Source organism: Halalkalicoccus sp. CG83 (assembly GCF_037081715.1).
GTDB lineage: Archaea > Halobacteriota > Halobacteria > Halobacteriales > Halalkalicoccaceae > Halalkalicoccus > Halalkalicoccus ordinarius.
This window is the reverse complement of sequence record NZ_JAZDDH010000002.1, coordinates 515,797-541,838: the sequence shown is the minus strand read 5'-3', so window position 1 is coordinate 541,838 and position 26,042 is coordinate 515,797. Positions and strand designations below refer to the sequence as shown.

Genomic DNA, 26,042 nt, shown 5'->3' with positions numbered 1-26,042 from the left:
GTCCAATGCGGCTTCGAGCCGACGACCGACGCGTCGGTAGGAGGGGCCACCGGACACATCGCTTCCCCCAAGGAGGCGCATCGTTCCTGGGAGCATCACTGCCGTCGGAGGCGACTCGGCGCTCGACCGACCGGCCGGCTACTCCGCGTCCTCCCGTCGATGGGCCTCGAGTTCGGCCTCGGCGTCCTCGGGGGCGACCGGCCTGACGTCGATCACGCGCTCGTCGGTCAGCCGGTACTCCCTGAAGAAGTCGTGGAGCTCCCCGCCGGGGAGGTAGTAGACCGTCCTGATGACGGAATCGGCGTGCTCGACGTAGGTCTCGACGCGATACAGCTCCCCCGGCGAGTCGGGGGTCTCCTCGACCGTCTCGGAGACGTAGGGCATCCCGCCGGTGGTTCCGACGCCGCCGGCGTCGATCGGACCGCTCATCCGCGGACACCTCCGCTGGTCGCGAAACCGGCGACCGCGCGTCCCGGCGGACCGTCGGTCAACACGCCCCTGGGCCCCTCCTCGTCGGGTGCCGGCCCGTGTCGTCTCCGTCTCGCGTCCCGGTTCTCGGTGGACATGTCCGTACCGTACGGCCCGGAGCACGTATTCGCTTCGGGAGGCGGGAGGGCTGATGGCGTCCGGCGCTCGGTTGGCGCGGACGACGGCGCGGTGGCGAGCGCTCGGAGGACGGTCGTCGCGCTCGCGAACGCCACGGACCCCCCACCTCAACGGCTGGCCACGGCAGCCCTCGTCGGTTTGGCTCTTCGAGCGCTCCCTCGACCGTGGACGTGAACCCGCACCATGACAGCCAACCACACCCTCACGCCCGGGACGGAGCTCGTCGACGAGTACGGATCGACGCTGACGGTCGACGTCATCCACGAGGACGGGAGCCTCGAGACGACGATCGTCGACGCCAACTGTCCGGCGAGACGATGGGAGACGTGGAGTCGAGAGGAGATCTGCGAGGCGCTCAGGGAGGGCTCCCTCCGGACGAGCGACGGTACCGGCCCCGACCTGGTTGAGGAGGAGTGATCGGAAGAGGGCGACGCCGGCCTACTCCTCGTCGTCCGCGGCGTCGGCGTCGTCGCCCTCGTTGTCCTCACGGAGCTTCTCGACCTCCTCGTAGTCCTTCTCGAGGAGGTGGAGCTTCCGGACGCGCGTGTAGGGTTCGTCGTCGAGACTCTTCTCGAACTCCACGATGCGCTGGTTGGGCGGGTATTCGGCGCCGGTGCGCCCGCCCCAGTCGACCGTCCATCCCGACTCGAGCAGCGCCTTTACCTCTTCGAGCGTGTCGGAGGTGGATTCCATGGGTTCTCGATCCCTCGCGCACCGTCACGTACGGTGACGTCTGTCATAGTTTTTGGCCTTCGTCGCTCCGCCCGTCAGGAATCGAGGGTGACACCGGCGGCCGAAACGAGAGACCGGGGTCCGCCGCGGTTCAGCCGTCGGTGATGAACACCGAGCCGCACGCCTCGCACTTCGGCCGCAGCAGACTGAACGGCTGTTCCGATCCACACTCATCGCAGGTGACGTGTACCACAGCGTCAACTGGCGTCACGTATATTTAATCGAGTAGGTTGCGCTCGCAAGGAGGCGTGTTCGGTCGGCTCGGCCGAACCGACGCGGGGACGCGAGACGGACGCCATCGAACCGGAAGCGCGTGCTCGATCGAGACGGAGAGAACATACCGAACCGGGTCCCGTCACCAGTTTTTTATCACGTTTAGTGGTTTTAAACTCACTGATTAGATACCCCGTAAGTATTATATATCTTAGATTATATGTAAGTAAGCAAGCACGAGCGTTCGGCGGAAAGACGCGGCGTCGGCGATCAGTAATCGCTGGAACGCGCTGTCGGATGGAACGTCGCGCTCCCAGATCGCTCGTGTCCTAACCAACCATGGAACTGAAAACACTCGGAAAGAAAGTGAAGGGCCTCTTCGACGGCGGAGAGGACCGCGGCGTATCGCCCGTGATCGGCGTCATCCTGATGGTCGCCATCACGGTGATCCTAGCGGCAGTCATCGGCGCGTTCGTGCTGGGTCTTGGAGATAATATGGGTAATACAACACCAAATGCAACGTATAACTGGAGCCAAACTGGATCGACAGATGGAGACATTACTGTTACCTTGGAACACAGCGGTGGCGATACGTTATCCGAAGACCTTCTCAATATTACCTTTGAGGCTACGAACAATCCCTCTGAAGGTATAAGTGATTGGTCAGATGCAGAAGGAGAGGTCTCTGCCGGTGCAAGCATCACATTCCATACAGGCCAAACGGATGGAACTGATGACGCTTTCCACTCTGGAGATGAAATTAGAGTTATCTGGCAATCGCCGGATGGAGGAAGCTCGAGTGTTCTAACAAGTTACGAAGTGAACTAAATATACAAGCTGTTTTGCTATTCGAGTCTTATATTACTTTCTCATTTATGTATATTTTGAGATCTTAATAAGTGTATTCAAAATAGAGTGCTTTATAATTCTTTAAAGTAGAATTTTTAATTAGGCCGGAGAGTCTTTTGACAGTGCCCTAGCGACTCTAAGGGACTCAATGTTCGATATGAGCTTTTAGGAAGCTACCCTTAACAGAGCATAGATATATAATTTAGTATATGGAATGTTCCACGAATTGATCGAAAACCTATATCAATTTCCCGAGGTGAGAGAGCGTCATAATGGGTGCTCCAGGAGGGTGGTCGGCGCAGCAGGTCGTCCTAGTTCTCATGGTCGTACTCGCGGTCATCGTGGCCGGTTGTGCGGGTGTCGGGATTGACGCTGCCGACGGCGAGGGCGACGAAGAGCCGACCGTAGCCGACGAATCGGACGACAGTGATTCGAGCGATACAGATGACGATGGTGCGACCGACAATAGCTCCGATGCCGACGAGTCATCCGACGACCCGTCAGGCGCCAGCGACTCTGGAGAATCCACGGAGGAGGATCCTGACGCCAACAGCGTGCCGAACGAACCGAGCGGAGGCGAGGACATGGGGACGACCGTCGAGGAGGCCGAGACCGCCGAGGGCGACTTGGAGATCCACGCGATCGACGTCGGACAGGCCGACGCCACCCTCCTGATCGGCCCCGAGGAGACGATGCTGATCGACTCGGGCGACTGGCGCGACGACGGCGATCGCGTGATCGCCTACCTCGAGTCCCAGGGAGTCGAGCGGATCGACTACCTCGTGACGACCCACGCCCACGCCGACCACATCGGCGGCCACGCGGCGGTGATCGAGCACTACGAGACCGAACGCGACGGCGTCGGCGAGGTGTGGGACCCCGGCGTCTCCAGCACCTCCGGGACCTACGAGAGCTACCTCGACGCGGTCGAGGAGCACGACGTCGACCTGATCAGGGGCCAGTCGGGCGACGAGATCGACTTCGCCGGCGGGACGACCGTGCTCAGCCCCCCCGAGGAGCGCGAGGACGACGACCTCAACGACAACAGCCTCTCGGTGCGGGTGACCCACGGCGAGACGGCGTTCCTCGCGACCGGCGACGCCGAGCGCGAGAGCGAGCAGCGCATGGTCGACGAGCACGGCGACGCGCTCGAGGCCGACGTCTACCAGGCGGGCCACCACGGCAGTTCGACCAGCTCGTCCAATGCGTTCCTCGACCGGGTCGATCCGGAGTACGCGATCGTCTCGAGCGGCTACGAGAACCAGTACGGCCACCCCCACGAGGAGGTGCTGACGGCGTTCGACGAACGCGGCATCGAGACCTACTGGACGGCCGTTCACGGCACGACCGTCGTCGAAAGCGACGGCGAGGAGCTGAGCGTCGAGGCCGAGACGGACGCGACGACCGATCCCTTGGAGATCCGCGGCGAACCGCCGGTCGACGAGGACGAGGAGACAGCCCGAACGACGCCGGCGGCCGCGTCCACCGTCGGGCCGTTCCACACCGCGGGGGCGATCGCGTGACCGGGGACGGCACCTACGTCGCGACGGTCGACCGGATCGAGGAGGGGCTGGCTGTCTGCCTGCTCGAGGACGACGACGAGGTCGTCTGCGAACGCCACGTCGAGGAGGAGGAGCTTCCCGACGACTGCGGCGAGGGGGCGGTGCTGGAACTCACGCTCCGGGACGGCCGGATCGAGGAGCTCGAGTTCGACCCCGAACGCACGCGACGACGGCGCGAGCGCACCCAGAGCCGCTTCGACCGGCTCTCGCGCCGACCCGACGAGGACGGCGACTGATCGCGGAACTTCAGGACTCAACGGAGGCGATTCGAGGAGGACTCCTCACGATCGCTTCCGACTCCCGGACTGCCGTCGCGGATCCACAGCGCCACGCCCGCGACGAGGATCGCCGCCTCGAGCCACAGCGTCGACACCTCCGTTCCCCCGAGGGTGGCGAGCGTCGTCGTTCCCGTATAGGGGGGCATCGGCGTGATCGGCCAGAGGAGGAAGCCGAGTTCGTGGTACTCGCGCGAGAGCAGGTGCCACGGGACGTCCGTCGCGACGTGCGAGAGGTAACCCGTCGCGAACGCGATGCCGAACTCCCGCTCGTCGGCCCGACGGGTGAGGGTCCGGACGAGCGCGACGAGCGGAACCGCGAACAACAGCGAGTGGCCGACCGTCCGTCCGACGGCGACGACGCCGAGCCAGTCGAGCGGTTTGTCGATCAGGTCCGGGAGCGCCGCCGCGAGGACGGCCACGAGCGTCGCCCGTCCGCCGGGCGTGCCCGCCCCGCGCAGGCGAACCAGCGCCGCGTAACAGAGGTAGCCGACCGCGACGTGGACCGGTGGCAGCATCGGCCGTGGGGTACGGTGGCCGGCGGCAAAAACCCGCCTAGGGTTCGTTCGATCTCGAACGGACACGAGGCCCGAGAGTGCATCGGAGGACACGTCGAACCGTCGTCACCGGCGGACGAAGGGAATGAAGTCTCGGGCCGCGTCGATCGGACTCAGTAGTCGCCCTGGTTGCTGTAGATCCGCTCGTGGCGGTGGGTGTAGATCTCGACGACGTTGCCCCAGGGATCCTCGCAGTAGGTCATCCGGTACTCCTGGCCGGGGAACAGCTCCCAGACCTCGGAGGTGTGCTCGCCGCCGGACTCCTCGATCTCGTTCGCGAGCGCCTCGATCTCGGGGTCGATCACGCAGAGGTGGAAGTAGCCCGAGTCGGTGGGATCGACCTCGTTCTCCCCGGTCGCGGGGAACTCGAAGAACTCGACGGCGAACCCGTCACCGGTCGAGAGGTGTGCGATCCTGACCGTCTCGAACTCCCCGAGGACGTCCGCACAGAGCTCCCCGATGTGTTCCTCGCCGTGTTCGATTTCCTGGGGACCCATCAGGAGGTCGAACCCCAGGACGGACTCGTACCAGTCGATCGCCTCCTCGATCTCCGGGACGGTGACGCCGACGTGGGCGACGCCGCGCGGGTACGATTTCGACACGACCGGGCGTTCGGTCGTCAGTCCCGTAGGCGTTCGGATATCGGTCACTCCCCGTCGCTCAGCTCCTCGGCGCCGATCTCGCCCGCGAGATACGCCTCCCCGCGTTCGGCGAGGCGGTACTCGTTGCCGGAGGTCGCGAGCAGGTCGCGCGTCTCGAGCTGGCGACACCGATCGGCGACGTACTCGGCGCTCTTCTCGAGGCTCGCGGCGATCGTCGCAGGCGTCGCCGGGCCGTCGGCCGCGAGATGCTTCATGATCCGCTCGTCGGAGTTGGTCATCCAGTCGATCCGCAGCCGGGTCTTCTGCGGCCGGAATCCCCCGCGCAACAGCCGGCTCAGGAGGCCGTCGTCGTCCGTCTCGCTCTCGTCGCCCATGCACGGCGCTTCGGGCGCGTCGTCATTAGTCCCCCGGCTCCATCGAGACGTCGCTCCAGTCGGGCGCCGTCGAGAGCGGCGGATCCGCGAGTTCGTCGAACGCGCCGAGCACGACCTCGTTGAGCGCGGGGTGGACGTGGATCGCCTCGGCGATCTCATCGACGCTGCCCTCGCCGACGCGGCCGGCGACCGCGACCTCGTGGATCAGCGTCGCGGCCTCGGGGCCGACGATATGGCAGCCGAGCACCGTCCCGTCGGGTTCGGCGAGCACCTTCACGAACCCGTTCTCCTTCGAGACCAACCCCAGCGGCGCGGAATCGTACTCGAAGCGCGCGCGCTCGTACTCCCGTCCCTCCTCCTCGAGTTCCTCCTCGGTCCGTCCGCAGGCGGCGACCTGTGGCCAGGTGAAGACGGCGTGAGCGACCCCCTCGTACTCGATCTCCTCGCCGCGCTCCGCGACGGCGTTGGCGGCGACGACCCGTGCCTCGTGGTCGGCGACGTGCTTGAACATCGGTCCCTCGATGACGTCGCCGAACGCCCAGACGTTCTCGGCGGTGGTCTCGAGAGTCTCGTCGACCTCGACGAAGCCCGCGTCGTCGAGCGCGATCCCCGCCGCCTCGCAGCCGAGGTCGTCGGTCGCCGGCTTCCGACCGCCCGCGACCAGCAGCTCGTCGGCCTCGATCTCGACCTCTTCCCCTTGGCCCTCCGCGAACATCGCGATCCGATCGCCGCGCTCCTCGACCGCGGTCGCCTCGCGGCCGACGTGGAGCGTACACCGCTCGCGGTCGGCGAACGACTCCGTGACCGCCTCGCGGACCTCGCCGTCCTCGCGGGGGACGAGCGCGTCCGAGCGCTGGACGATCGTCACTTCGGAGCCGATCGTCTCGTAGAAGTGGCCCAGTTCGGCGCCGATGTAGCCGCCGCCGATGATCGCGAGCTCGTCGGGCCGCTCGTCGAGATACAGCGCGTCGGTGCTCGTGAGGTAGTCAGCGTCCTCGAGCCCGTCGATCGGCGGCACCGTGGTCTCGGCGCCGACGGCGACGACTACACGGTCGCCACGGACTCGCTCGTCGTAGCCCTCGATCTCGACGGTCCGGTCGTCGACGAACCGCGCCCGTCCGTCGAAGAGGGTGTGGTCGTCTGACTCGCGCAGGTTCTCCGCCTGGTGTTCGGCCTTCTCGTAGACCGTCTCGCGGACCTCGCTCGTAATCGCGTCCAGATCCACGTCGTCGACCTCGACGTCGATCCCCAACCGGTCGGCGTCGCGGGCCTGCCGGATCGCATCCGCCCGCCGAATCAGCGCCTTCGAGGGTACGCAGCCCCGCGTGATGCACGCGCCGCCGAGCGGGCCGGGCTCGCAGACCGCGACGCTCATCCCGCGCTCGGCCGCGAGCGACCCCACCTGTGTCCCCGATCCTCCGCCGACGATCAGCAGGTCGAACTCCTGCATGGCAGCACCGACGGTCGAGAGGTAGGTAAGCGCTGGGCCGGCGGACGGAGGGGCGACTCCGACGACGACCGGTAGAACGGAGACCGATCTAAGCGCCTTCGTTCCTACGGACGTACGGCCGAGGGTATAAGCGACGCGTGCTCGAACGCGCGGTATGCCGACGCGACTCCCCGAACGCGAGTTCGACGCGCGACTCACGAGCGTCCGCGAGCGGATCGCCGAGAGCGACGCCGACGCCGGCGTCTGGTTCGATGCGACGAGCATCGAGTACCTCATCGGGTTCGCCCACCTCCAGACCGAACGCCCCGTCGTCCTCGGGGTCACCCCCGGACGCTGCGAGATCACCGTCCCTCGACTCGAGGTCGAACGTGTGAGTGGAAATTCGAGGATCGACCGGGTCCACAGCTACTTCGACTACCCCGGCGGCGAGCCGATCGAAACGGTAGTGAAGATGCTGCGGGAGATGGGCGCCGACTCGGTCGTCGCCGACGCAGACGGCGCGCCCGGCACCATGGGCTACGAGGGGCCCGAACTCTCCGAGTTTCTCGAGAGCGAGCCGAGGTCGTGGGTGGCGCGGATGCGCTGGGCGAAGTCCGACGCGGAGGTGGAGCTGATCCGCGAGTCGGCGAAGTGGGCGAACCTCGGGCACCGCCATCTCGCCGAGTACGTCGAGCCCGGCGCCCACCCCGCGACCGCGAGCCAGCGCGCCTCCCTCGAGGCCTCGCGGGCGATGCTCGACGCGCTCGGCGACCGGTACGTCCCCCGGACGCGCGGCGACGGGCCCGTCCACGCGGGGTTCATCAGCGGCGAGCAGACGGCGCTTCCCCACGGCCACACCGCGAACAGGTACCTGGAAGAGGGCGACGTGTTGATCACGGGCGCGAGCGCGAACGTCGACGGCTACCGCTCCGAGCTAGAGCGGACGATGTTCGTCGGCGAACCGGACGACGACGGGCGACACTACTTCGAGCTGATGTGCGAGGTACAGACGATCGCCATCGAGGCGCTTGGACCCGGGGTTCGGATCGCGGACGTCGATCGCGCGGTGTGGGAGTACTTCGAGGAGCAGGGCGTCGCCGACCTCGCGCGCCACCACGTCGGGCATAACATCGGCCTCGGTGGCCACGAGCCGCCGTACGTCGATCGCGGCTGGGGTGCCCACTGCGAGGCGGAGGCGACGAGCTACGAGGAGAGGGACGCCGTCATGGAGCCGGGCCACGTCTACACGATCGAGCCGGGGCTCTACACCGAGGAGGCGGGCTATCGACACTCGGATACGGTCGCGATCACCGATGACGGTATCGAGATGCTGACCTACTTCCCGCGAGACCTCGAGGCGAACGTGATCCGGTGACCGACTCGGCTCCCGCCAACGGGGCATCGACGTCGATCTCGATCTCGGCGAACCGGTCGCAGTCACGGCGCGAACGCGACGTCCGCACGACCCGGGTGACCGCGAGGGCGATCGTCAGCCGGGCCGCCTGCTCGACCAGCCTGATCGGATCGCCCTAGGCCGCGGGATCGAGCAGACCCGCTCCCAGCGACCCGGCGATCACGCCGACGGCGAGCGCGATCATCGACTCGGAGACGACCCGCACGCCCCGGTGTGACAGCCCCGCCCCGAGACCGAGCACGAGGCCCAGCCCGCCGACCAGCGCGAGCGCAACGTTGACGTCGCTCATGGACGCGGTTGAACAGGGGCTCGTATAGCCGTTAGCCCGACGGGGCCCTGTCGATCGAGCGATTCAAGTCCGCGTTCGCCGATCACACGGGCGTGGCAGTCACGTTCGACCTGTTCGGGACGCTGGTCGAGGCGCCCAAACCCGCCGATCCCGCGCGGGCGATCGCCGACGAGTTGGACGCTCGCGGAGTGCGGGTGCCCGACGGCTGGGCCGAGGCCTACCGGACGCCCCACGTCGACGCACCCGAGGGCGCGGAGGTTCCCCTTCCAGCGCACGTCGCCGCGGCGCTTCGCTCCCGGGGCGTCGAGGCCGTCCCCGGCGACGTACGCCGGGCCGTCGTCGCGGCGTTCGACCCCGAGGTCCGCACCCGCGAAGGGGCCGTCGAGGCCGTCGAGGCCGGCCGCGAACGCGGGCCCGTGGGCGTGCTCTCGAACTGTAGCGTCCCCGAACTCGTCTCCCGGACCCTGATCCGCTCGGCGTTCTCGCGCGACGACTTCGACGCGGTCGTCTCGAGCGTCGGCTGTGGCTGGAGAAAGCCCCATCCGAAGGCGTTCAAGGCGATCGCCTCGGAGCTGGAGCGCCCGGTCGAGGAACTCGTCCACGTCGGCGACTCCCCCGAGGCCGACGGCGGGATCGAGGCCTGCGGCGGCCGGGCGATCGTCCTCGACGGGACGACGCTCGCCGAGGTGCCCGCGCTGCTGGAGGAGATCTGATGGCGTCGCTCGGAACGACGGCGGTCGCGCTCGCGGCCGGTCTCGAGTTCGTTGTCGGCGAGCCGCCGGAACGCGTCCATCCCGTCGCCTGGTTCGGACGAGCCGTCGCGTGGGCCGATCGGGAGTGGTCGCGACCGCGCCTCGCCGGCGGGGCGGTCGCGCTCGTGGCCCCGGCGAGTGCGGCGGCGGTCGCCGGCGGTGCAGTCGCGCTCGCGCGGCGGAGACACGGCGCCCTCGGAGCGCTGGCGGCGGGGATCGCCCTCTTCTCGACGACGAGCCTGCGAATGTTGCTGGCGGTCGCCCGTGAGGTGATCGTCGAGAGCGACCCTCACCTCGATGCCGCCCGCGGGGAGCTACTGGCGCTCGCGGGCCGCGAGGCGAGCGGGCTTTCATCGGAGGAAGTCCGAAGCGCCGCCGTCGAGAGCGCCGCCGAGAACCTCGCGGACGGGCTGGTCGCCCCCCTCGGCGCGTTCGCCCTCCTCGCGCCCGTCTCGCTCGCGCTCGGGGCGGGCGCGGCCGCGTGGGTCAAGGCGGTGAACACGCTCGACTCGATGCTCGGCTACCCCTCGAAGCCCCACGGGACGGCAAGCGCGCGCCTCGACGACCTCGTCATGTGGCTTCCCGCCCGCACGAGCGCGCTCCTGATCGCGCTCGCGGCCCGGCGGCCGGCCGCGGCGAGTGCGGCCGGCCGGTGGGCGAGCGAACCACCGTCGCCCAACTCGGGCTGGCCGATGGCGACGCTGGCGGCCGTTCTCGACGCGCGCCTCGAGAAACCGGGCGTCTACGCGCTGAACCCGAGCGCCGACCTACCGGACGTCGAGACCGGGCTGTGCGGGGTGCGAATCGTCGCCGTCGCGGGGGCGATCGCCTACCTGATCGCGGGGGCGATCGCGTGGCGCTGAACGCGCTCAGAGGGGCGCTCGGGTTCCTCACGCGGCTGCCGGTCGGCCACGACGAACGGGCCTGGGAGGCGTTTCGTCGTACGCCCGAGGCGTTCGCGCTCGCGGGCTACGTCGTCGGAGCGCTGCTCGCGCCCGCGTTCGCGCTTCCCGTCCCCGAACCCACGGTCGCGGCCGCGTTCGTCGCCGGGGTCTACCTCCTCACCGGTGTCAACCACGCCGACGGGCTCGCCGACCTCGGCGACGCCGCCGTCGTCCACGGCTCGCCGGGGAGGCGCCGCGAGGCGATGACGGACACGACGACGGGCGTGGGGGCGGTGCTCGCGCTCGTCGCCACGGTCGCGGCGCTCGCGCTCGCGGGACTCGCGCTCGCGGCGCTCCCCCTCGCGGCGGCGGCGGCGATCGTCCTCGCGAGCGAGGTCGGCGCGAAGTGTTCGATGGCCGCCGTCGCCTGCCTCGGCGAGCCGGCCCACGAGGGGCTTGGTTCGCAGGTGACCGGCGGGGGATCGATGAGAGCGCTCGGCCCGCTCGCGGTCTCGCTGCCGGCGGCGCTGCTTCTCGTCCCCGCGTCGACGGCCGCGTTCGTCGGCGCGCTGGGGGTCGCGCTCCTGGCGCTTCGGTGGGCGAACCGCCGACTGGGGGGCGTGAGCGGCGACGTGTTGGGCGCGACCAATGAGCTCGCTCGGGTAGTGGCGCTTCACGCGGGGGTGGTCGCGTGGACGCTCTCGTGATGTGCGGCGGGCGCGGAACCCGCCTGGGGCTCGAGGAGGAGAAGCCGCTCGTCGAGATCGACGGGCGGGCGATGGTCGATCGCGTCCTGGAGGCGCTCGCCAACAGCGCGGTCGATCACGTCTACGCGGTGGTCTCGCCGAACGCGCCGGAGACCCGCGCGCATCTCGAGGGGCGCGTCTCGACGATCGGGACGCCCGGCGAGGGCTACGTCGCGGATCTCGACTGCGCGCTCGATCGGGTCGACCGATCCGTCCTCACCGCCGCCGCGGACCTGCCGCTTCTGGCACTCGACGCCGTCGACGCCGTGCTCGCTCGACACGAGGGGGAATCGACGACCGTCTGTGTGCCGGCGGCGCTGAAGCGCGAACTCGGGGTGAGCGTCGACACGGCGTTCGAGCACGAGGGACGGGAGCTCGCGCCGACGGGGCTCAACGTCGTCGACGGGGGCGACGACCGGATCGAGGTGAGCGAGGACCCCCGGCTGGCCGTCAACGTCAACCGTGCCCGCGACGCCGTCGTCGCCGAACGGCTCCTGTCGCTCGGAGCGAACGATACTAACCTCGGGGAGGTGTGAGCCCCTCCATGGATCCGGAGGCGACACGGCGGGTCGAGCGCGTCCCACACGGGGGATGTACCGATCCGACGATCACCGACTTCAGCGCGAACGTCAACCCGGAGGTTCCGACGGGCGTGACACGGGTCTACGAGGAAGCACTCGCGGCGTCGAAGCGTTATCCCGCCGACGACTACGCCGCCTACCGGAGCGTCGCCGGCGAGTACGTCGGCTGCGAGCCCCGAGGAGTGGTGCCAACGCCGGGTGGACTCGCGGGCATCCGGCTGGCGATCGGCGCGTTCGTCGAGCCCGGCGACTCCGTGCTGGTTCCGTATCCGAGCTTCGGGGAGTACGAACGCGAGGTCGAACTCCAGGGCGCTCGCGTCGAGCGCGTACCGCACGACGCGGTGCTCGCGGCCGACCCGGCCGACCACGCGATGGCGATCGTCTGCAACCCGAACAACCCGACCGGGACGGCCTACGACCCGGACGAACTCCTCGACCTCCTCGAGCGGTGTCGGGCGACCGACACCGTGCTCCTGGTCGACGAGGCGTTTCTCGGCTTCACCGACCGGCCGTCGCTCGCCGGCCGCGAGGGGGCGGTCGTGGCGCGTTCGCTGACGAAGCTGTTCGGCCTGCCGGGGCTTCGCGCCGGCTTCCTGGCCGCGTCCGACCCGTTCGCCGACCGGCTCGAGCGCGCTCGGCCCGCCTGGAACCTGGGGACGCCCGCCGCCGAGGTCGGCGCCCACTGCATGCGCCAGGAGTCGTTCGTCGAGGAGACCCGCGAGCGGGTGGCGAGCGAGCGAAACCGAATGGCGGCGGCGCTCGCCGAGCGCTACGAGGTCCACCCCTCCGAGGCGCCGTTCCTCCTGCTCGACGTCGCCGACCCCGGCGTCGATAGGGTGCTCTCCGCGCTCCGCGCGGCGGAGATAACCGCCCGTGACGCGCGCAGTTTCCGAGGGCTCGACTCGCACCTGCGCGTCGCGGTCCGGCTCCCCGAGGAGAACGACCGGCTGCTCGACGTCCTTCTCGATGTTTGAGACGCGGGTGCGCGAGGGCGTGTTGCGGCTCCGTCGTCCCGGAACGCGCTGGCTGAGCACGGGACCGTCGGGCGGCCGCCACGACGGTCCCGTCGCCTACAACGTCTCGGTGCCCGATGGCTGGGAGCGGACGGACCTCGAGACGTACGTAGCGGAGCGGCGCCGCGTGGCCGGGTTCGAGCCGGCGGGGCCGACGCTGCTGACGGGCGTCGACCTCGAACACGCCAGAGGAGCACGCTGTGGTCCCGTCGAGGCGGTCGTGACCGCGGGCGTCTCGAACCCCGCGGCGCTGCCGATGGAGCCGTCGGGCGAGGCGAGCGTCGACGAGGCGAGGGGAGAGACGGGCACCGTGAACGTCCTTCTCGGCACCGAGCGCGCCCTCCCGGCGGGGGCGTTCGCGAACCTCGTCGCGATCGCGGCGGAGGCGAAGGCGGCGACGCTGCTCGCCGAGGTAGGGGTCCCGGGCACGACGACCGACGCGGTGGTCGTCGCCTGCGACCCCGCCGGCGAGCGACGCGAGTTCACCGGCAGCGCGACCGAGGTCGGTGCCGCGGCACGCGCGTGCGTTCGCGAGGCGGTGGCCGCGAGCCTCGAGTCGCGCTACGCCGATCGGGAGCGTCCGACCTCCGTCGCCGGGGCCGAGTACGGGATCGAGACGACCGAGCGTGCGGAGGTGTTCGTCCCGTGAGGGCGTATCGACCTCCTCGACCGCGCACACGGGGCAGCCGAAACGGATCACCGATCAGTCCCCGTTTGCTCGAAGGGGAATATCGATTCTCGGTTGTGAGAACGATACGCACGAGCGCGAAACGGTTTCCCGGAACGCCCGGCCATGACGGAACACGATGGACGCGTCTCCAACGGATCGGCTATCGGATCTGCCCCCGAGCGCGAAGCTCGTGTTCGTCACCCTGAAGCGACACGGCTCGCTCACCCAGCGGGAGATCCGAGAGGAGTCGTTGTTGGTGGCTCGGACGGCTCGATACGCACTCTCTCGACTGGAGGAGGAAGGACTGATCGAGGTACGGATCTCGTTCAGGGATGCCCGACAGCGCATCTACACCCTCTCGGAGGCGGGCGAAACGGCAGCCCAGCCAGCACCGGCCTGAACGCGATTCGGCTCCCCTCCGAAGAGGCATCGAGTACCCGTCCCCCGAAGTCCTACCGGGGAGGAAAACGACCCGGAAATCATCGCGTCCGTGGCGTTACTTCGAGCGATGATTCTCGCAACCGAAGGTCCGATTCGCAGAGCTAACGAGTATCCGACGGCTCGGCGGGAGCATAACGCTGCCGTGAAGCGTGCTCTTCCGTCACTCCCGTCCACTGCGAACCGTCGGGACTTTAGCCGGGAGGGAACGTACCGGCGTTGAACGCATCGCACCCCGACGGCCACCTCACGATCCGATGACACCCGATTCACCTACCTCCGACGACGACCGAGGCGAGAAGCAGGAACGCCGCACGCCGGCCGCCCACGCGATCGAACCTACCGAGCCCGAGGAGTTCGGCTGCGTCCAGGTCTGGTGGGGCGACGGGAAGGGCAAGACCACCGCGGCGCTGGGGATGGGCTTTCGCGCCGCGGGCCACGGCTATCGCGTCCACCTGCTCCAGTTCATGAAGGGCGGCGCCGGGAGCGTCGAGAACGTCCGCGGCGAGTACAACGCGATCGAGCGCCTGCCGACGTTCACCCACGAGGCCACCGGCGAGTTCGGCTGGCACGGCTTCTCCGACGGAAGCGACGACGACTCACACGCCGCCCGCGCGAGGGCCGGTCTCGAGCGCACTCGCGGACTCTGCGAGGAGCCCGAGCACCACATGCTGATCCTCGACGAGGTGCTCTACGCCGCCAATCGAGGACTGATCGAGCCCGCGGACGTCGTCGACCTGGTCGAGTCGAAGGACCCCGATCTGGAGCTCGTCCTGACGGGCGGCCACTCGAAGCCCGAGTATCTCTACGAGCACGCCGACCTGATCACGAACGTCCGAAAGGAGCGACACATGATCGACGCCGGCCAGGGCGCCCGGAAGGGTACCGAGTACTGAGGCCGTGACCCGAACGCTGCTCGTGGCGGGGACCGCGAGCCACGTCGGAAAGAGCACCGTCGTCGCGGGACTCTGTCGCCACCTCGCCGACCGGGGAGTGGAGGTCGCGCCGTTCAAGGCCCAGAACATGTCGAACAACGCCCGCGCGGTACCGATCGCGGACGATCCCGTCGGAGCGGGCGAGATCGGCGTCTCCCAGTACGTCCAGGCTCGTGCAGCACGGATCGAGGCGTCGACGGATCTCAACCCGGTGCTCCTGAAGCCCCGCGGCGACGGCGAGAGCCAGCTCGTCGTCCACGGCGAGGCCGTCGGCGACTACGCGAGCGACGAGTACTACGAGGAGGGGTGGCACCGCGCCCGCGAGGCCGCCCTCGAGTCCTACGAGCGGCTCGCCAGCGAGTACGAGGTCGTGATCGCGGAGGGAGCGGGGTCGATCGCGGAGATCAACCTCCACGAGCGCGACCTGGCGAACGTCGAGACCGCCCGCTTCGCCAACGCGGACGTGCTCGTGCTCTGTGACATCGAGCGTGGCGGGGCGTTCGCGAGCCTCTACGGTACCCTCGAGCTGATGCCCGAGGACGTCCGCGAGCGCGTTCTCGGCGCCGTCATAACCAAGTTCCGCGGCGACTCTTCACTGTTAGAGCCGGGGATCGAGGAAATCGAGGAGCGGACCGGCGTTCCCATCCTCGGGATCCTCCCGTACGACGACCCCGGACTTCCCGCGGAGGACAGCGTCTCGCTCCCGGCGACGGGCGAGACGGCGGTCCTCGGCGAGGACGCCCACGACGAACGCGTTCGGATCGCGGTGCCGCGCCTCTCGCGAATCTCGAACTTCACCGATCTCGAGCCGCTCGCGGCCGAACCGGGCGTCAGAGTCGTATACGGCCCGCCCGAGACCCTCCTCGACGGGCCCGACGTCCCACACGCGGTCGTCCTCCCCGGTACGAAGAACACCGTCGACGACCTGCTCGAACTCCACGAGGCGGGCTTCGCGGATCGGCTGCGGGAGTTCGACGGGCCGATCGTCGGCCTCTGTGGCGGCTATCAGATGCTCGGCGAGCGGATCACGAACGCCGACATCGAGGGGACTGGTGACGAGTCGGTCGTGGAGGGGTTCGGCCTACTGCCGGTCGTGACCCGGTTCTCCGAGGAGAAGCGGGTCGAACGCGTCGAGCGAGAACTCCGGAGCGTCGGCCCGCTCTCCGGAGCGAACGGACGGGTGAGCGGCTACGAGATCCACATGGGCGAGACGTCGGGGCTCGAACCCGTCGCGCGGCCCTTCGAGGGCGGCGAGTCGGGTGCGGCGACCGATCGTGTGCTCGGGACCTATCTCCACGGGCTCTTCGAGAACCGGATCGCCCGGGACGCGTTTCTCGATCGGGTCTTCGCGGACGCCGAACGCGCTCGGCCCGACGGAGGTGATCGGCCACCGACGACGCCGTACGATCGGGCGGCGCGGCTGGTCTCGGATCACCTAGACGTCAGGAGGGTGTTTCCCGAACCCGATGCCGAGGAACCGTGACCCGAAGTCGGGAGGGTGTCGTACGGTACACCGCCCCACGAAGTGAAGCCGAAACGACTAATATACCGCGTCGAGTACGCCGAAGTGAGCCGAGGTAGCCTAGCCTGGCCAAGGCGGCAGATTCGAAATCTGCTGTCCTCACGGACTCGAGAGTTCAAATCTCTCCCTCGGCGTTTCTACCGGCGTAACGCAACGAGCGAAGCGAGCCCTCGTCGTCATCGCCCGACCATACGCACCGGCACGGATCCGACGCTCGCCTCACGTGTCTGAAACTCGTTACGATATCCATATCTTGACGGCGCCTATTTCGTACGTCTCGACCCGGTTACGGCCACGTTCCCGTTTCTGATCGTCGAACCTATCATTATTCAGAGTTGGCAACAACGTATTTATCTCTGGCTGGTGGATGTCGGATGGAACCCGTAACGAGGGGGACCGAACCATGACCGCCGAAGAGGATCGAAACGGGACCGCAGGGGGCTCCCAGTCCGACGTCCATCGGGCCTACCACGACTTCGAGGGGCGACGTGCACTCAGCACGACGATCATCGCGGCGATCGAGGAAGCGACCGACCTCACGGGCCCCTCCTCGCTCGTTCTGGCGGACGTCGTCGATCCGGACTGTCTCGACGGGCTGTTCCGACCGGTCCGCCACCGGACGGATCGCGACGACGGGACGGTGCAGTTCCCGCTCGAGACCTACTGGGTGACGATCCACGCCGACGGCGAGATCGTCATCTGCCGGCGGGACGACTAGTCGTCGGCGACGGGTGCCCGTACGCTCGAGACGAGGAGTCGATCCAGCGCGTCGACCATCGCGGTCACGCTCGCGTGGGTGATGTCGGCGTGGCTCCGGGCGACGGTCACCGAGTCGTCGTCCCGAGACATCGTCACCTCGACGGTGACCACCGCGTCGGTACCGCCCGTGATCGCGTCGACGTGGTACGACTCGAGGTGGGCGTTCGCGGCCGATCCGAGCGCCTCCCTGACCGCGGAGACCGCGGCGTCGACGGGACCGCTGCCGACGCCGCTCGCGACGCGTTCCTCGCCGTCGACGGTCAGTCGAACGCTCGCGGTCGGCGTACCGCTGCCGCTGGCCGCGGTGAGATCGACGAGTTCGACCCGACGGTCGCGCGACTCGCCGCGGACCTCCTCGGCGATCGCGAGCAGGTCGGCGTCGGTGACGCGCTTTCCGCGGTCCGCGATCTCCTTTACGCGGTCGACGATCTCGCCGAGTCCCTCGTCGTCCACCTCGACGCCGTGTTCGGCGAGGGCGGCCCGCGCACCGGCTCGCCCGGTGTGTTTGCCGAGGACCAGCCGGCGCTCGCGGCCCACCCGCTCGGGCGGGTAGGGCTCGTACATGCGCTCGTCCTTGAGCGTGCCGTCGGTGTGGATGCCGCTCTCGTGGGCGAAGGCGTTCTGACCGATCACCGCCTTGTTGGGCGGCAGTTCGACGCCCGTAGCCCGCGAGACGAGCTGTGCGAGGTCGTAGAGCATCGTCGTGTCGACCGTCTCGATCCCGTAGCAGTGCGAGAGCGCGATCGCGACCTCCTCGAGGGCGACGTTGCCCGCGCGCTCGCCGACGCCGTTGACCGTGGCGTGGACGAGGTCAGCGCCGGCGGCGACGCTCGCGAGCGCGTTCGCCATCCCCAGTCCGAGGTCGTCGTGGGTGTGGGTGCTCGTCGGTCCGAGCGCGGCGAGCCGCGAGACGGCCTCGTAGGCCTGGTGGGGGCTGGCGTGGCCGACCGTGTCGGCGTAACAGATTCGGTCGGCACCCGCGTCGATCGCGCCAGCCATGAGGGTCTCGAGGAAGTCGAGATCCGCACGCGAGCCGTCCTCGCCGATGACCTCGACCCAGAGGTCGTGGTCCTTCGCGTACTCGACCAGCTCCGCGGTCCGGTCGATCACCGCCTCGCGGGAGGTGCCGACCTTCCCCTCGATGTGGCGGTCGCTCGCGGGGACGACCAGCGTGACCCCGCCGACGCCGCAGTCGAGCGCGAGGTCGACGTCGCTCCGTACGCCGCGGGCGAAACTGGTCACCGTCGCGTCGAGGTCCAGATCGGTCACCCGGCGGATGGTGCGGCGCTCTCCCTCGCCGGTGCAGGCGCTGCCGGCCTCGATGAACGGCACCTTCGCGGCGTCGAGCGTGCGGGCGATCTCGGCCTTCTGCTCGGGCGACATCGAGATGCCGGGCGCCTGCTCGCCGTCGCGGAGCGTAGTGTCGAGGAGGCGGACCTCCTCGGGCGGTTCGAAGCCGTCGCTGAAGAGAGCGTCGTGTTTCAAGGGGGTTCTCTCCGGGTTATGCTCGCGGGAGAATTTCGCATCCAGCCGGGTCGCCCCGACTTCCTCTATCCTCCGAGCAATGGGAAGCGTTCTCCATTGTACCCCTATGGTGGGTGAGCCCCTATATCAACCTGGTGATCGCGACAGATCGTGCGTCAGCCGTCCGTTCGACCGGCGTCTTCGACGCGGACGACGTCGCCGGGTTCGACGGCGGCGGTCGTCCCGGCGGGGAGTTCGACGATCGTATCCGCCCGCCCGCGGGCGAACCCGATCCAGGAATCGAGTCGCGCGACGCGGGTCACTCGATCGTCGACCAGCCAGACGGCGTCGATCGGGAACGGGACGAACAGCATGTGCAGCGAGCGGACCACGGGCCGGCCGAACTCGAAGACGAGAGCGTATCCCTCGGGCAGTGACCGCCGGAACATCAGCCCGCGGGCCCGCGCGAGAAACGAGTCCGCGACCTCGACGCGGGTCGCGAGCGGAGCGTCATCGTGGACCAGGTACACTGGAGCGGGACTCACTCCATCACGATAAGGCCCTTGTGGCCACCTGCGGGGCGCGGAACGCTTTAGGCGCGATCGGTTCAAGACCGGGAACGGAGATGGAGCGGACGCCCAACGACACGCCGGTCGGCGTCGACGATCCCTACGAGCACGTCGAGCGCTGCGATCACCTCACCGACGACGGCCGGTGTCGCTACGCCTTCGAGCACGCCGAGCGCGACCCGGAGTTCGCCCGCGAGCGCCGCGAGGACGGCTACGCGTGTCTCGTCGGCGAGGAGGGAAACGACTGGAGCGACTGCCCGCACTTCCGATCGCGGGCGACCGACCGGGAGTGTGTGCGCTGTGGCCTCGAGGAGCGCCGCATGGCCCACTCGGGGGAGCGCCCCCTGCTCGAAGAACACCACCTCTCCTATCCGGGCGACGGCGAGGAGCCGGGCCACGAGATCACGGTCTACCTCTGTCGGTGGTGTCACGCGAGGATCCACCGTTCGTGGGCACGGATCGACGACGACGTCTCGCCCGATCCGGAGGCGTTCGCCGAGCGGGAGGAACGGCGCAGCCGCGAACTCGACGAGACCGGGTTCGAGTCGGCCGCCGAACGCTACGACCGCTGAGACGGACTGGGGGAAGGCGACTCTACTCCGCGTCGTTTTTGCCCTCCCGTCGGCTACCTCACTCAATGACCCGGATCGTCGTGATCGACAACCACGGCCAGTTCACCCACCTCGAACACCGCGCGCTGCGGGACATGGGCGTCGATACCGAGGTGATCGACAACGACACCCCGCCCGAGGAGATCGACGCCGACGGGCTCGTCCTCTCGGGCGGCCCCGACATCGATCGGGCGGGCAACTGCGGCGAGTACCTCGAGCTCGACGTTCCGGTGTTCGGGATCTGTCTAGGGATGCAGGTGATCGCCGCGGAACTCGGCGGCGAGATCGCGGGCGGGGAGTACGGCGGCTACGCCGACGTCACCGTCGAAATCACCGACGCGGAGGACCCCCTCGTGGGCTCGCTCGCCCCGGAGACTCGCGTCTGGGCGAGCCACGCCGACGAGGTGAAGGAGGTTCCCGACGGCTTTGCACGCACCGCGAGAAGCGAGGTCTGTGGGGTCGAGGCGATGAGCGACGTGGACAGGGAACTCTACGGCGTCCAGTGGCATCCCGAGGTGGCCCACACCGAGCGCGGTGAGGAGGTCTTCGAGAACTTCGCCGCCCGCTGTCGTGACTGATCCGGCCGGTCGGGGGCAGGCCGTCGCCGGGATCGCAAGCGCCACGATCGAACGTTTCTCGTGCTGGCGACCGAAGGCGTGAACGAATGACGACAGCCCAGAGCGATCTCGCCGACCTCTCGCGGTACGTCTTTCGGGCGCCGCGATGGCACGCCAGTCTGGCGGTCGCGCTGTGTGTCGCGGCCGTCGTCGGCGTCGCGTCGTTCGATTCCGCGACGGGAGCCGTCGCACCCATCGCCGAGCTTCGAGTCGTCGGCCACGACGCCTGGCAGGGGATCTTCTACGTCTGGGTGCCGACGATCGTCGCGGCGATCGCGACGACCGGCGTCGACCGATTTCTCGGCGGGCAGTTCACGCCGAACCGGTCGGCGCTGCTCGCGCTCGTGGGGGAACTGCTCGTCGTCGCCGTGCTAGTGTGGGCGGACGTCTTCGAGATGCTCGTCGGTCTCGGCCAGCCGTTCATCTTCGACGCGCTCATCGTCGGGCTGGCGTCCGTGTTCGCCATGCGCCTGCTCGTGGTGATGGCGGTGTCCCGGTCGTCGCTGCCCGTGGCCGCGATCCCCGCGGGCATCCAGACCGCCGTCGCGGCCGCGTTGTTGTTCGTCTACGGGGGCACCTACCGGTACGTCGAGATCGGCGGCCCGATCTTCGACGGCTCGCTTCGACCGTACCTGATCCGCACCGAGGAGGCGCCCGCGGCGCTCACGGGGCTCGCGCCGCGACATTTCTCGCTTCTGGTCGCCCTCTGCGCGCTGTACGCCGTCGGCGTCCACCTCTTTCTCGCGGCGATCGACCGCCCGTGGCGGCGAAGCTTCGGCGTCTCGGTACTCGATTTCCTCCGGGGGTTCATCGGTCACGTCGCCGAGGGCTCTCGCGAACTCGAGGTGTTCTTCGAGCGACTCGGCGAGGAGGCGATCGTCCCCGTTACAGTGCTCGCCTTTCGCCGCCCGGGCGGCGAGGAGAAAGCCCGGTTCGTCCTCCCGATGATCCATCCGGGGCCCATGGGCGAGATCGGCGGCGGCAACGTCCCGACTCGGATCGCCCGGCAGACCGACGGGCTCGCGTTCCCCCCGCACGCGACCGCCGGCCACGACTTCAACCTCGTTACCGAGCGTGAGGTGGACTCGCTGCTCGAAGCGGCAAGACGGGCCCACGACCGGATCGACTACGCCCCGACCGCGAGCACGGGCGTCCGCGTCCGGGCGGGCGAGGCGTCGGTACTCGGCCAGCGCTTCGGCGACGGCGGGCTGTTGGTCTCGACGTTCGCGCCGGGGTTCGCCGACGACATCGACTACGGTGTCGGGCTCACTGCTCGGGCACGAGCGCGGGCCGCGGGCCTCGAGGACGTGCTCGTTGCGGACGCCCACAACAGTAACAACGGGCTGTCCGGTCCTGATCTGGGCCACGTCACGCCCGGCAGCACGCGCTCGTTCGACCTCATCGAGGCCGCAACCGAGGCCGGCGAGCGAATGGTCGACGGCGTCGACGGACGACTCCGCCTCGGGACCGCCTGGGACCGCACCGAGTGGACGACCGAGGAGGGGATCGGCCCGCTTGGCGTGCGGGTCGCCGTCGTCGCGGTCGGCGATCACACCACCGCCTACGTGCTGATCGACGGTAATAACATGGAACCGGGACTTCGCGACCGGCTCGTGGCGGCGCTCGATGAGGTCGACGCCGCGGAGGTGCTGACCACCGATACTCACGTCGTCAACACGGTCGAGGCGACGAACCAGGTCGGGGCCGCGATCGATCACGACGAACTCGAAGCGCTCGTGGGCCGACTGGTCGGGGCCGCGATCGACGATCTCGAACCGGTTGAGGCCGGGCTGGCGACCGAACGAACCTCGGTGACGGTGTTCGGCAACGACCGAACCGAGTCGCTCGCCAGCACGGCCAACGCCGCGGTGACGCTTGGCGGTGCGTTCGCCGTCGCGGTCACCGTCGCCGTCCTGGCCGTGAGCCTCTTGCTGTTGGTTCTGACGTAAAGCGCGCCGAGGCGCTTTCTAGGAGTAGGTCACTCGGATCGGCCGTCCTCCTCGAACAGCTCGTCGACGGCGGCCTCGGCAGCGAGCACCGCGTCCTCGGCTACCTCCTCGGCCTCCTCGCTCTCGACGTCGAGGTAGACGTCGACCTCGAGCACGCCCTCCTCGAAGGAGACGGTCACGTCGAGGTCGTCGACCTCCGATTTGGCGTACCGAGAGAAGACGAGTCCTTCGGCCGCCTCGGCGGCGGTCCGGACGATCTCCTCGTCGCTCGGCTCCGGCATCTACGCGCCGGGACCGGGGCTCGGGCCGGCGCCCGGGCCGCCCGCACCGCCGGGACCGCCCGCGCCGCCGAGCATCTGCTGGAGCTCCTGCTGGAGCTGTTCGAACTCTGACTGGACGCGCTCCTCCTGTTTCTTGAGCGTCTCGAGGCGGACCTCGAGGCTGTCGACCTTCTCCTCGAGCTCCTCGTTGGCCGTCTCGTGGTCGGTCTCGATCAGCAGTTCGCCGGCCTCGCGGTACATCGTGGTGTCCTCGTCGACCTCCTCGAGCGTCTCGAGCGCGTTGCGCGACTCGTTGAGGTCGGTCTCGGCCTGGTTCTTCTGGACGGCGACCTGCTGTGCGGTGTCCTGCAGACCCTGGAGCTCCTCGAGCTTCTCCTGTGCTTCCGGCGGTAGGTTACCCTGCATACTCCGTTCGAGGTGATCCGTACTTGAAAAACCCCCGCTTTGGCTGGCGAGCGATACGTGGACCCATCACGCCCGAGGGAATCCCGCGGACGGTCGGGACGTCGAAGGAGGCCAACAGGACCGATGAGGCGGTTAGACTTCGACGGTCTCGTCGTCGTAGATCGCGCTCTCTGGAACCTCGGCCGTCCCGACGAACTCGTCCTGGTTCCCGAACACGTCCTCTTCTGCGGACTCGTCCTCGACGCTGACCCGATAGCGGCCGTCTGCGGCAACGTCGCTGTCGGTGTAGCCCTCCTCGACGCCGCGGTCCTCCTCGGTGGCGTACGGCACCCGCATCGCGAACTCCCCGTTCTCGTCCACGCGTGCCGTCTGGGTGTACGTGAACGTCCGATCGTACTGCGTCGTGGTGAGGTCGACCTCGGCGGTGACGATCGACCCCTCGGGGGCGTCGACGCTGCCCGTCAGCCGGGCGCCCTCGACGCGCTCGTAGGTCTTCACGCTCGGGCGCTGGTGGACGTCATAGACCGCCACCGACGCCTCCGGATCCTCCTGGAGGTCGGATACCGTCTCCCGGACGTGCGCCGTCACCTTCTCGTTGAGGAAGAGGGGCTGCCAGCTCTCGCCGCTGTCGTACGAGACCGCGACGGTGGCGAACTGTGAGACCTGGTCGTCCTCGTGGATCAGACGGTAGTGCTCCATCCCGTCGGCGTCGTTGTGGTAGAGCCGCGAGAGGGTGGTGTCCGCGTAGGCCTGGTTGCGCGACGGGGCGGTGATGGTCTCGGTCTCGGCCTCGGTCGTCGTACCCTCGTAGACCTCAGCCTCGACCTTTCGATGGCTCCAGTAGGCGTCGTCCTCGGCGTCGGTGTAGGCGGTGATGTCCTCGAACTTCTGGCCGGCCATCTCGTCGTGGATCATGACGTAGCGGATCTCCTCGTCCTCCTGCTGGGCGGTCCGCTCGTCGGCGATCGCCGCGAGTTCGCCGTCTTCCAGGGTGGTGGGGTTCCCTCCGGCGGCGGCGGGCAGCGCTTCGAGAACGAGTTCGGCCCGCTGCTCGGAGTCGGCAGTGAGAAAGGCGGCGGCGGAGCTGGCGTTCTGCTGGAACGGGTTGGTGTGGGGGATGCGTTCGGCCTGGACGGTGATCAGGTGGCCGTAGTCCCACCACGACATCACGCCGTAGCTCCCCTCCGGATACGCGAAGTCGCGGTCCTCGGGGACGTCGTAGGTGCCGTAGTACGCCAGTTCGTCCTCGTTGTCCGCGCCGCCCCACGCGCCGGGCGCGGGGCTGTTCGTCTCGAGCCACGCGTTCGAGCTCTTCCAGAACATGGCGTCCCGGCTCGGACTCGTGGTCTGGCCGGCCTCGACGACCGTCGTCTCCGCGACCGGCGGCATCAGCGGGACGACGAGAATCGTCAGCAACACCAGGAGCACCAGCGCCTGATGACCGTCGATCCCGCGGAGACGCGAGCCGTCGATACGGCCCGCTCGGTCGATGGCCCACCCGATGAGGTACGCGTTCAACACCGCGATCGGCACCACGTAGTAGTAGTGGAAACGGATCTGCGTGAACGCCATCGAGGTGAGAAAGAGCGTCCAGACGACGATCAGGACGTGCTCGGAGCGGTGGTCGGCCGTGCGGACGAGGCGGGCGACGAGCACGGCCAGACCGATCATGGCCGTGTAGAACGCCAGGCCGTACTGGCGGTAGACGAACCGGTTGAAGGCGTCGGGCGGCTGGGCCTCCTGGACGGTCAGCGCCGTCGTCGAGTAGCCGAACGGCAGCAGTCGGCCCGAGACGGTCTGGACGATCGTCCCCCATAGCTCGGGCAGGAGGAGCGCGACGATCGGTATCGAGACGAAGATGACGCCGGTGATCGCGGCGGGGTAGTATCGCTCGTCGAGGCCGCGTCTCCGCCAGCCGCGCGCGAGCCACGCCATGAACGCACAGCCGAGCGCGACGACGAACGCCAGAAGCGGCTGGAGCGGACCGGCGTTCGTGGAACTGATCCGGGTGACCTCCATCGTCGCCAGCGTGAGCGCGCCGGTGACGCCGAGGGCCACCGCCCCGACGAACGCGAGGTTCTCGGGGCGTCCGCCGCGACCGAACTCCACGCTCAGCTCGATCACGAAGAAGAACCCGAGGATGCCGATCAGTACGATCCCAGGGGGCCAGACCCAGATGTAGAGCGTGATCGCGAGGCCCGCGAGAACGCTGTAGAGGACCAGTCGACCGAACCGCCCGTGGTCGCGGACCGCGATGGTCTCGTAGACCGAGTCCCCGCTCTCGGCGACGCGCAGCGCGACCATCATCGCCAGAACCGCGATCGACATGAACAGCACCTCTGCGCCGTGGTGCTGGAGCATGCCCGTCGTGGTCCGGTTCAGGAACAGTCCGGGGAACAGCGCGAGCAGAACGACCCCCGCCAGACCGCCGATGCGTCCGCCGAGACGTGCGCCGATGTAGTAGGTTGGGACGACGACGAGCGCGCCCAGCGCGGGCACGGTGAGGAGCGCGACCAGGAAGACGGTCTGCTGGGTGGGGTCGCCCCGGCCCACGATCAGGGCGACGGTGGCGATGATCTGATCGAACAGCGTGCCGAACTGGCCGACGTAGGTGCCCGTCGGGTAGGCCGTCCAGGGGTCGTACGGCATCGTGGCGGGCCAGTTGTGGACCGTGTACATCGTCGTTCGCCAGTGGTACCACGAGTCGACCGCCCTGAGTCGGATCGCGCCGTCGTCGAAGACGAAGTCGTCGTAGGACTGGACGCGGACCCAGAACATGAAGAGCATGGCGATCGCGAGGAGAGGGAGGTGATACCACCGCTTGAGAGCCTCGAGAACGAGAGACGAGCCGCGGGTGCGGTCGGCCCGCTCGGTACGTTCGCCCATTGACGTACGAATCGCTGATACGAGGATAAACCTTTCACTATCGACGCCCCGTCGTTCG

General features: G+C 68.5%; 31 protein-coding genes and 1 tRNA gene. 19 read left to right on the top strand and 13 right to left on the bottom strand.

The window, feature by feature from the left end; genetic code table 11:
• Positions 1-138: 138 nt before the first annotated feature.
• Together V0Z78_RS16420 and V0Z78_RS16415 are read right to left on the bottom strand one after the other, a co-directional pair.
• Positions 139-429, bottom strand: coding sequence for a hypothetical protein (locus tag V0Z78_RS16420; RefSeq protein ID WP_336345750.1), 291 nt, complete (start codon positions 427-429; stop codon positions 139-141).
• Positions 426-566 carry a hypothetical protein gene (locus V0Z78_RS16415; protein ID WP_336345749.1) on the bottom strand — a complete coding sequence of 47 codons (141 nt, stop codon included), beginning with the start codon at positions 564-566 and terminating at the stop codon, positions 426-428. Before V0Z78_RS16415 ends, V0Z78_RS16420 begins: the two co-directional genes overlap by 4 nt.
• 223 nt (positions 567-789) lie before the next feature.
• Between V0Z78_RS16415 and V0Z78_RS16410 the strand changes: the two genes are divergently transcribed.
• Positions 790-1,023, top strand: a complete 234-nt coding sequence (locus V0Z78_RS16410) for a hypothetical protein (RefSeq protein ID WP_336345748.1) — start codon at positions 790-792, stop codon at positions 1,021-1,023.
• Between the two features lie 21 nt (positions 1,024-1,044).
• Here V0Z78_RS16410 and V0Z78_RS16405 read toward each other — a convergent pair whose 3' ends face one another.
• Entirely contained in the window at positions 1,045-1,299 is a 255-nt protein-coding gene (locus V0Z78_RS16405; RefSeq protein ID WP_336345747.1) for a hypothetical protein, read from the bottom strand.
• Positions 1,300-1,890: 591 nt separating this feature from the next.
• Here V0Z78_RS16405 and V0Z78_RS16400 point away from each other — a divergent pair.
• The 3 genes from V0Z78_RS16400 (at position 1,891) to V0Z78_RS16390 (ending at position 4,198) form a co-directional block, all read left to right on the top strand.
• Positions 1,891-2,379 (top strand): type IV pilin N-terminal domain-containing protein, encoded by a 489-nt coding sequence (locus tag V0Z78_RS16400; protein WP_336345746.1) that lies wholly within the window; start codon positions 1,891-1,893, stop codon positions 2,377-2,379.
• Between the two features lie 605 nt (positions 2,380-2,984).
• The gene (locus tag V0Z78_RS16395; protein ID WP_336345745.1) at positions 2,985-3,923 is read left to right on the top strand and encodes a ComEC/Rec2 family competence protein; all 939 of its coding nucleotides are present in this window, start codon (positions 2,985-2,987) and stop codon (positions 3,921-3,923) included.
• Positions 3,920-4,198 (top strand): DUF3006 domain-containing protein, encoded by a 279-nt coding sequence (locus V0Z78_RS16390; RefSeq protein WP_336345744.1) that lies wholly within the window; start codon positions 3,920-3,922, stop codon positions 4,196-4,198. The genes V0Z78_RS16395 and V0Z78_RS16390 overlap by 4 nt, the downstream gene beginning before the upstream one ends.
• 17 nt (positions 4,199-4,215) lie before the next feature.
• Here V0Z78_RS16390 and V0Z78_RS16385 read toward each other — a convergent pair whose 3' ends face one another.
• The 4 genes from V0Z78_RS16385 to V0Z78_RS16370 all read right to left on the bottom strand — a co-directional run bounded on the left by V0Z78_RS16385 (position 4,216) and on the right by V0Z78_RS16370 (position 7,220).
• Entirely contained in the window at positions 4,216-4,755 is a 540-nt protein-coding gene (locus V0Z78_RS16385) for a metal-dependent hydrolase (RefSeq protein ID WP_336345743.1), read from the bottom strand.
• A gap of 152 nt (positions 4,756-4,907) precedes the next feature.
• Entirely contained in the window at positions 4,908-5,396 is a 489-nt protein-coding gene (locus V0Z78_RS16380; protein WP_336345742.1) for a VOC family protein, read from the bottom strand.
• A gap of 44 nt (positions 5,397-5,440) precedes the next feature.
• Complete coding sequence (locus V0Z78_RS16375) at positions 5,441-5,770, bottom strand: phage repressor protein (protein WP_336345741.1); 330 nt, start codon at positions 5,768-5,770, stop codon at positions 5,441-5,443.
• Positions 5,771-5,795: 25 nt separating this feature from the next.
• The gene (locus tag V0Z78_RS16370; protein ID WP_336345740.1) at positions 5,796-7,220 is read right to left on the bottom strand and encodes a dihydrolipoyl dehydrogenase; all 1,425 of its coding nucleotides are present in this window, start codon (positions 7,218-7,220) and stop codon (positions 5,796-5,798) included.
• Positions 7,221-7,374: 154 nt separating this feature from the next.
• Here V0Z78_RS16370 and V0Z78_RS16365 point away from each other — a divergent pair, with 154 nt between their 5' ends.
• Positions 7,375-8,574: a M24 family metallopeptidase gene (locus V0Z78_RS16365; RefSeq protein ID WP_336345739.1), complete on the top strand. Its 1,200-nt coding sequence runs from the start codon at positions 7,375-7,377 to the stop codon at positions 8,572-8,574.
• 154 nt (positions 8,575-8,728) lie between these two features.
• On the opposite strand, the gene V0Z78_RS16360 is transcribed toward V0Z78_RS16365, so the two are convergent.
• Positions 8,729-8,902, bottom strand: coding sequence for a hypothetical protein (locus V0Z78_RS16360; protein WP_336345738.1), 174 nt, complete (start codon positions 8,900-8,902; stop codon positions 8,729-8,731).
• 92 nt (positions 8,903-8,994) lie between these two features.
• Here V0Z78_RS16360 and V0Z78_RS16355 point away from each other — a divergent pair, with 92 nt between their 5' ends.
• The 11 genes from V0Z78_RS16355 (at position 8,995) to V0Z78_RS16305 (ending at position 17,161) form a co-directional block, all read left to right on the top strand.
• A complete protein-coding gene (locus V0Z78_RS16355) occupies positions 8,995-9,615 on the top strand; it encodes an HAD family hydrolase (protein WP_336345737.1) in 621 nt (206 codons plus the stop codon).
• Complete coding sequence (gene cbiB, locus V0Z78_RS16350) at positions 9,615-10,517, top strand: adenosylcobinamide-phosphate synthase CbiB (protein ID WP_336345736.1); 903 nt, start codon at positions 9,615-9,617, stop codon at positions 10,515-10,517. The genes V0Z78_RS16355 and cbiB overlap by 1 nt, the downstream gene beginning before the upstream one ends.
• Entirely contained in the window at positions 10,508-11,245 is a 738-nt protein-coding gene (cobS, locus tag V0Z78_RS16345; protein ID WP_336345735.1) for an adenosylcobinamide-GDP ribazoletransferase, read from the top strand. The genes cbiB and cobS overlap by 10 nt, the downstream gene beginning before the upstream one ends.
• Positions 11,245-11,820 carry an NTP transferase domain-containing protein gene (locus tag V0Z78_RS16340; RefSeq protein WP_336345889.1) on the top strand — a complete coding sequence of 192 codons (576 nt, stop codon included), beginning with the start codon at positions 11,245-11,247 and terminating at the stop codon, positions 11,818-11,820. Before cobS ends, V0Z78_RS16340 begins: the two co-directional genes overlap by 1 nt.
• Before the next feature lie 8 nt (positions 11,821-11,828).
• On the top strand, positions 11,829-12,839 hold the full coding sequence (locus V0Z78_RS16335) for a pyridoxal phosphate-dependent aminotransferase (RefSeq protein ID WP_336345734.1): 1,011 nt from the start codon (positions 11,829-11,831) through the stop codon (positions 12,837-12,839).
• Entirely contained in the window at positions 12,832-13,527 is a 696-nt protein-coding gene (locus V0Z78_RS16330; RefSeq protein ID WP_336345733.1) for an adenosylcobinamide amidohydrolase, read from the top strand. Before V0Z78_RS16335 ends, V0Z78_RS16330 begins: the two co-directional genes overlap by 8 nt.
• Before the next feature lie 157 nt (positions 13,528-13,684).
• Positions 13,685-13,948 carry a helix-turn-helix transcriptional regulator gene (locus tag V0Z78_RS16325; protein ID WP_336345732.1) on the top strand — a complete coding sequence of 88 codons (264 nt, stop codon included), beginning with the start codon at positions 13,685-13,687 and terminating at the stop codon, positions 13,946-13,948.
• 295 nt (positions 13,949-14,243) lie between these two features.
• On the top strand, positions 14,244-14,882 hold the full coding sequence (locus V0Z78_RS16320; RefSeq protein ID WP_336345731.1) for a cob(I)yrinic acid a,c-diamide adenosyltransferase: 639 nt from the start codon (positions 14,244-14,246) through the stop codon (positions 14,880-14,882).
• A 4-nt stretch (positions 14,883-14,886) separates the two neighbouring features.
• Positions 14,887-16,404: a cobyric acid synthase gene (locus V0Z78_RS16315; RefSeq protein ID WP_336345730.1), complete on the top strand. Its 1,518-nt coding sequence runs from the start codon at positions 14,887-14,889 to the stop codon at positions 16,402-16,404.
• A gap of 88 nt (positions 16,405-16,492) precedes the next feature.
• A tRNA-Ser gene (locus V0Z78_RS16310) sits at positions 16,493-16,577 on the top strand.
• Between the two features lie 269 nt (positions 16,578-16,846).
• Positions 16,847-17,161, top strand: coding sequence for a HalOD1 output domain-containing protein (locus V0Z78_RS16305; RefSeq protein WP_336345729.1), 315 nt, complete (start codon positions 16,847-16,849; stop codon positions 17,159-17,161).
• On the opposite strand, the gene V0Z78_RS16300 is transcribed toward V0Z78_RS16305, so the two are convergent.
• Both V0Z78_RS16300 and V0Z78_RS16295 read right to left on the bottom strand, forming a co-directional pair.
• On the bottom strand, positions 17,158-18,687 hold the full coding sequence (locus V0Z78_RS16300) for a (R)-citramalate synthase (protein ID WP_336345728.1): 1,530 nt from the start codon (positions 18,685-18,687) through the stop codon (positions 17,158-17,160). The two genes, V0Z78_RS16305 and V0Z78_RS16300, sit on opposite strands and share 4 nt — an antisense overlap.
• Positions 18,688-18,842: 155 nt before the next feature.
• Positions 18,843-19,196: a DUF192 domain-containing protein gene (locus tag V0Z78_RS16295; protein ID WP_336345727.1), complete on the bottom strand. Its 354-nt coding sequence runs from the start codon at positions 19,194-19,196 to the stop codon at positions 18,843-18,845.
• Positions 19,197-19,291: 95 nt separating this feature from the next.
• Here V0Z78_RS16295 and V0Z78_RS16290 point away from each other — a divergent pair, with 95 nt between their 5' ends.
• From V0Z78_RS16290 to V0Z78_RS16280, 3 genes are all read left to right on the top strand, one after another.
• On the top strand, positions 19,292-19,807 hold the full coding sequence (locus V0Z78_RS16290) for a DUF7097 family protein (protein WP_336345726.1): 516 nt from the start codon (positions 19,292-19,294) through the stop codon (positions 19,805-19,807).
• Positions 19,808-19,872: 65 nt separating this feature from the next.
• Positions 19,873-20,424 carry a GMP synthase subunit A gene (locus V0Z78_RS16285; RefSeq protein WP_336345725.1) on the top strand — a complete coding sequence of 184 codons (552 nt, stop codon included), beginning with the start codon at positions 19,873-19,875 and terminating at the stop codon, positions 20,422-20,424.
• Positions 20,425-20,510: 86 nt separating this feature from the next.
• The gene (locus tag V0Z78_RS16280) at positions 20,511-22,412 is read left to right on the top strand and encodes a DUF2070 family protein (RefSeq protein ID WP_336345724.1); all 1,902 of its coding nucleotides are present in this window, start codon (positions 20,511-20,513) and stop codon (positions 22,410-22,412) included.
• Positions 22,413-22,441: 29 nt separating this feature from the next.
• Here V0Z78_RS16280 and V0Z78_RS16275 read toward each other — a convergent pair whose 3' ends face one another.
• The 3 genes from V0Z78_RS16275 to V0Z78_RS16265 all read right to left on the bottom strand — a co-directional run bounded on the left by V0Z78_RS16275 (position 22,442) and on the right by V0Z78_RS16265 (position 25,984).
• On the bottom strand, positions 22,442-22,693 hold the full coding sequence (locus V0Z78_RS16275; RefSeq protein ID WP_336345723.1) for a DUF3194 domain-containing protein: 252 nt from the start codon (positions 22,691-22,693) through the stop codon (positions 22,442-22,444).
• Positions 22,694-23,098, bottom strand: a complete 405-nt coding sequence (locus V0Z78_RS16270; RefSeq protein WP_336345722.1) for a prefoldin subunit beta — start codon at positions 23,096-23,098, stop codon at positions 22,694-22,696.
• A gap of 132 nt (positions 23,099-23,230) precedes the next feature.
• A complete protein-coding gene (locus V0Z78_RS16265; protein WP_336345721.1) occupies positions 23,231-25,984 on the bottom strand; it encodes an oligosaccharyl transferase, archaeosortase A system-associated in 2,754 nt (917 codons plus the stop codon).
• Positions 25,985-26,042: the final 58 nt, after the last annotated feature.

What these genes read in the sequence shown, in the direction of transcription:
- V0Z78_RS16420 (WP_336345750.1), bottom strand. Translation starts at nt 429, where the DNA reads ATGAGCGGTCCGATCGACGCCGGCGGCGTCGGAACCACCGGCGGGATG.
- V0Z78_RS16415 (WP_336345749.1), bottom strand. Translation starts at nt 566, where the DNA reads ATGTCCACCGAGAACCGGGACGCGAGACGGAGACGACACGGGCCGGCA.
- V0Z78_RS16410 (WP_336345748.1), top strand. Translation starts at nt 790, where the DNA reads ATGACAGCCAACCACACCCTCACGCCCGGGACGGAGCTCGTCGACGAG.
- V0Z78_RS16405 (WP_336345747.1), bottom strand. Translation starts at nt 1,299, where the DNA reads ATGGAATCCACCTCCGACACGCTCGAAGAGGTAAAGGCGCTGCTCGAG.
- V0Z78_RS16400 (WP_336345746.1), top strand. Translation starts at nt 1,891, where the DNA reads ATGGAACTGAAAACACTCGGAAAGAAAGTGAAGGGCCTCTTCGACGGC.
- V0Z78_RS16395 (WP_336345745.1), top strand. Translation starts at nt 2,985, where the DNA reads ATGGGGACGACCGTCGAGGAGGCCGAGACCGCCGAGGGCGACTTGGAG.
- V0Z78_RS16385 (WP_336345743.1), bottom strand. Translation starts at nt 4,755, where the DNA reads ATGCTGCCACCGGTCCACGTCGCGGTCGGCTACCTCTGTTACGCGGCG.
- V0Z78_RS16375 (WP_336345741.1), bottom strand. Translation starts at nt 5,770, where the DNA reads ATGGGCGACGAGAGCGAGACGGACGACGACGGCCTCCTGAGCCGGCTG.
- V0Z78_RS16370 (WP_336345740.1), bottom strand. Translation starts at nt 7,220, where the DNA reads ATGCAGGAGTTCGACCTGCTGATCGTCGGCGGAGGATCGGGGACACAG.
- V0Z78_RS16365 (WP_336345739.1), top strand. Translation starts at nt 7,375, where the DNA reads ATGCCGACGCGACTCCCCGAACGCGAGTTCGACGCGCGACTCACGAGC.
- V0Z78_RS16360 (WP_336345738.1), bottom strand. Translation starts at nt 8,902, where the DNA reads ATGAGCGACGTCAACGTTGCGCTCGCGCTGGTCGGCGGGCTGGGCCTC.
- cbiB (WP_336345736.1), top strand. Translation starts at nt 9,615, where the DNA reads ATGGCGTCGCTCGGAACGACGGCGGTCGCGCTCGCGGCCGGTCTCGAG.
- V0Z78_RS16340 (WP_336345889.1), top strand. Translation starts at nt 11,245, where the DNA reads ATGTGCGGCGGGCGCGGAACCCGCCTGGGGCTCGAGGAGGAGAAGCCG.
- V0Z78_RS16335 (WP_336345734.1), top strand. Translation starts at nt 11,829, where the DNA reads ATGGATCCGGAGGCGACACGGCGGGTCGAGCGCGTCCCACACGGGGGA.
- V0Z78_RS16330 (WP_336345733.1), top strand. Translation starts at nt 12,832, where the DNA reads ATGTTTGAGACGCGGGTGCGCGAGGGCGTGTTGCGGCTCCGTCGTCCC.
- V0Z78_RS16325 (WP_336345732.1), top strand. Translation starts at nt 13,685, where the DNA reads ATGGACGCGTCTCCAACGGATCGGCTATCGGATCTGCCCCCGAGCGCG.
- V0Z78_RS16320 (WP_336345731.1), top strand. Translation starts at nt 14,244, where the DNA reads ATGACACCCGATTCACCTACCTCCGACGACGACCGAGGCGAGAAGCAG.
- V0Z78_RS16305 (WP_336345729.1), top strand. Translation starts at nt 16,847, where the DNA reads ATGACCGCCGAAGAGGATCGAAACGGGACCGCAGGGGGCTCCCAGTCC.
- V0Z78_RS16290 (WP_336345726.1), top strand. Translation starts at nt 19,292, where the DNA reads ATGGAGCGGACGCCCAACGACACGCCGGTCGGCGTCGACGATCCCTAC.
- V0Z78_RS16285 (WP_336345725.1), top strand. Translation starts at nt 19,873, where the DNA reads ATGACCCGGATCGTCGTGATCGACAACCACGGCCAGTTCACCCACCTC.
- V0Z78_RS16280 (WP_336345724.1), top strand. Translation starts at nt 20,511, where the DNA reads ATGACGACAGCCCAGAGCGATCTCGCCGACCTCTCGCGGTACGTCTTT.
- V0Z78_RS16275 (WP_336345723.1), bottom strand. Translation starts at nt 22,693, where the DNA reads ATGCCGGAGCCGAGCGACGAGGAGATCGTCCGGACCGCCGCCGAGGCG.
- V0Z78_RS16270 (WP_336345722.1), bottom strand. Translation starts at nt 23,098, where the DNA reads ATGCAGGGTAACCTACCGCCGGAAGCACAGGAGAAGCTCGAGGAGCTC.
- V0Z78_RS16265 (WP_336345721.1), bottom strand. Translation starts at nt 25,984, where the DNA reads ATGGGCGAACGTACCGAGCGGGCCGACCGCACCCGCGGCTCGTCTCTC.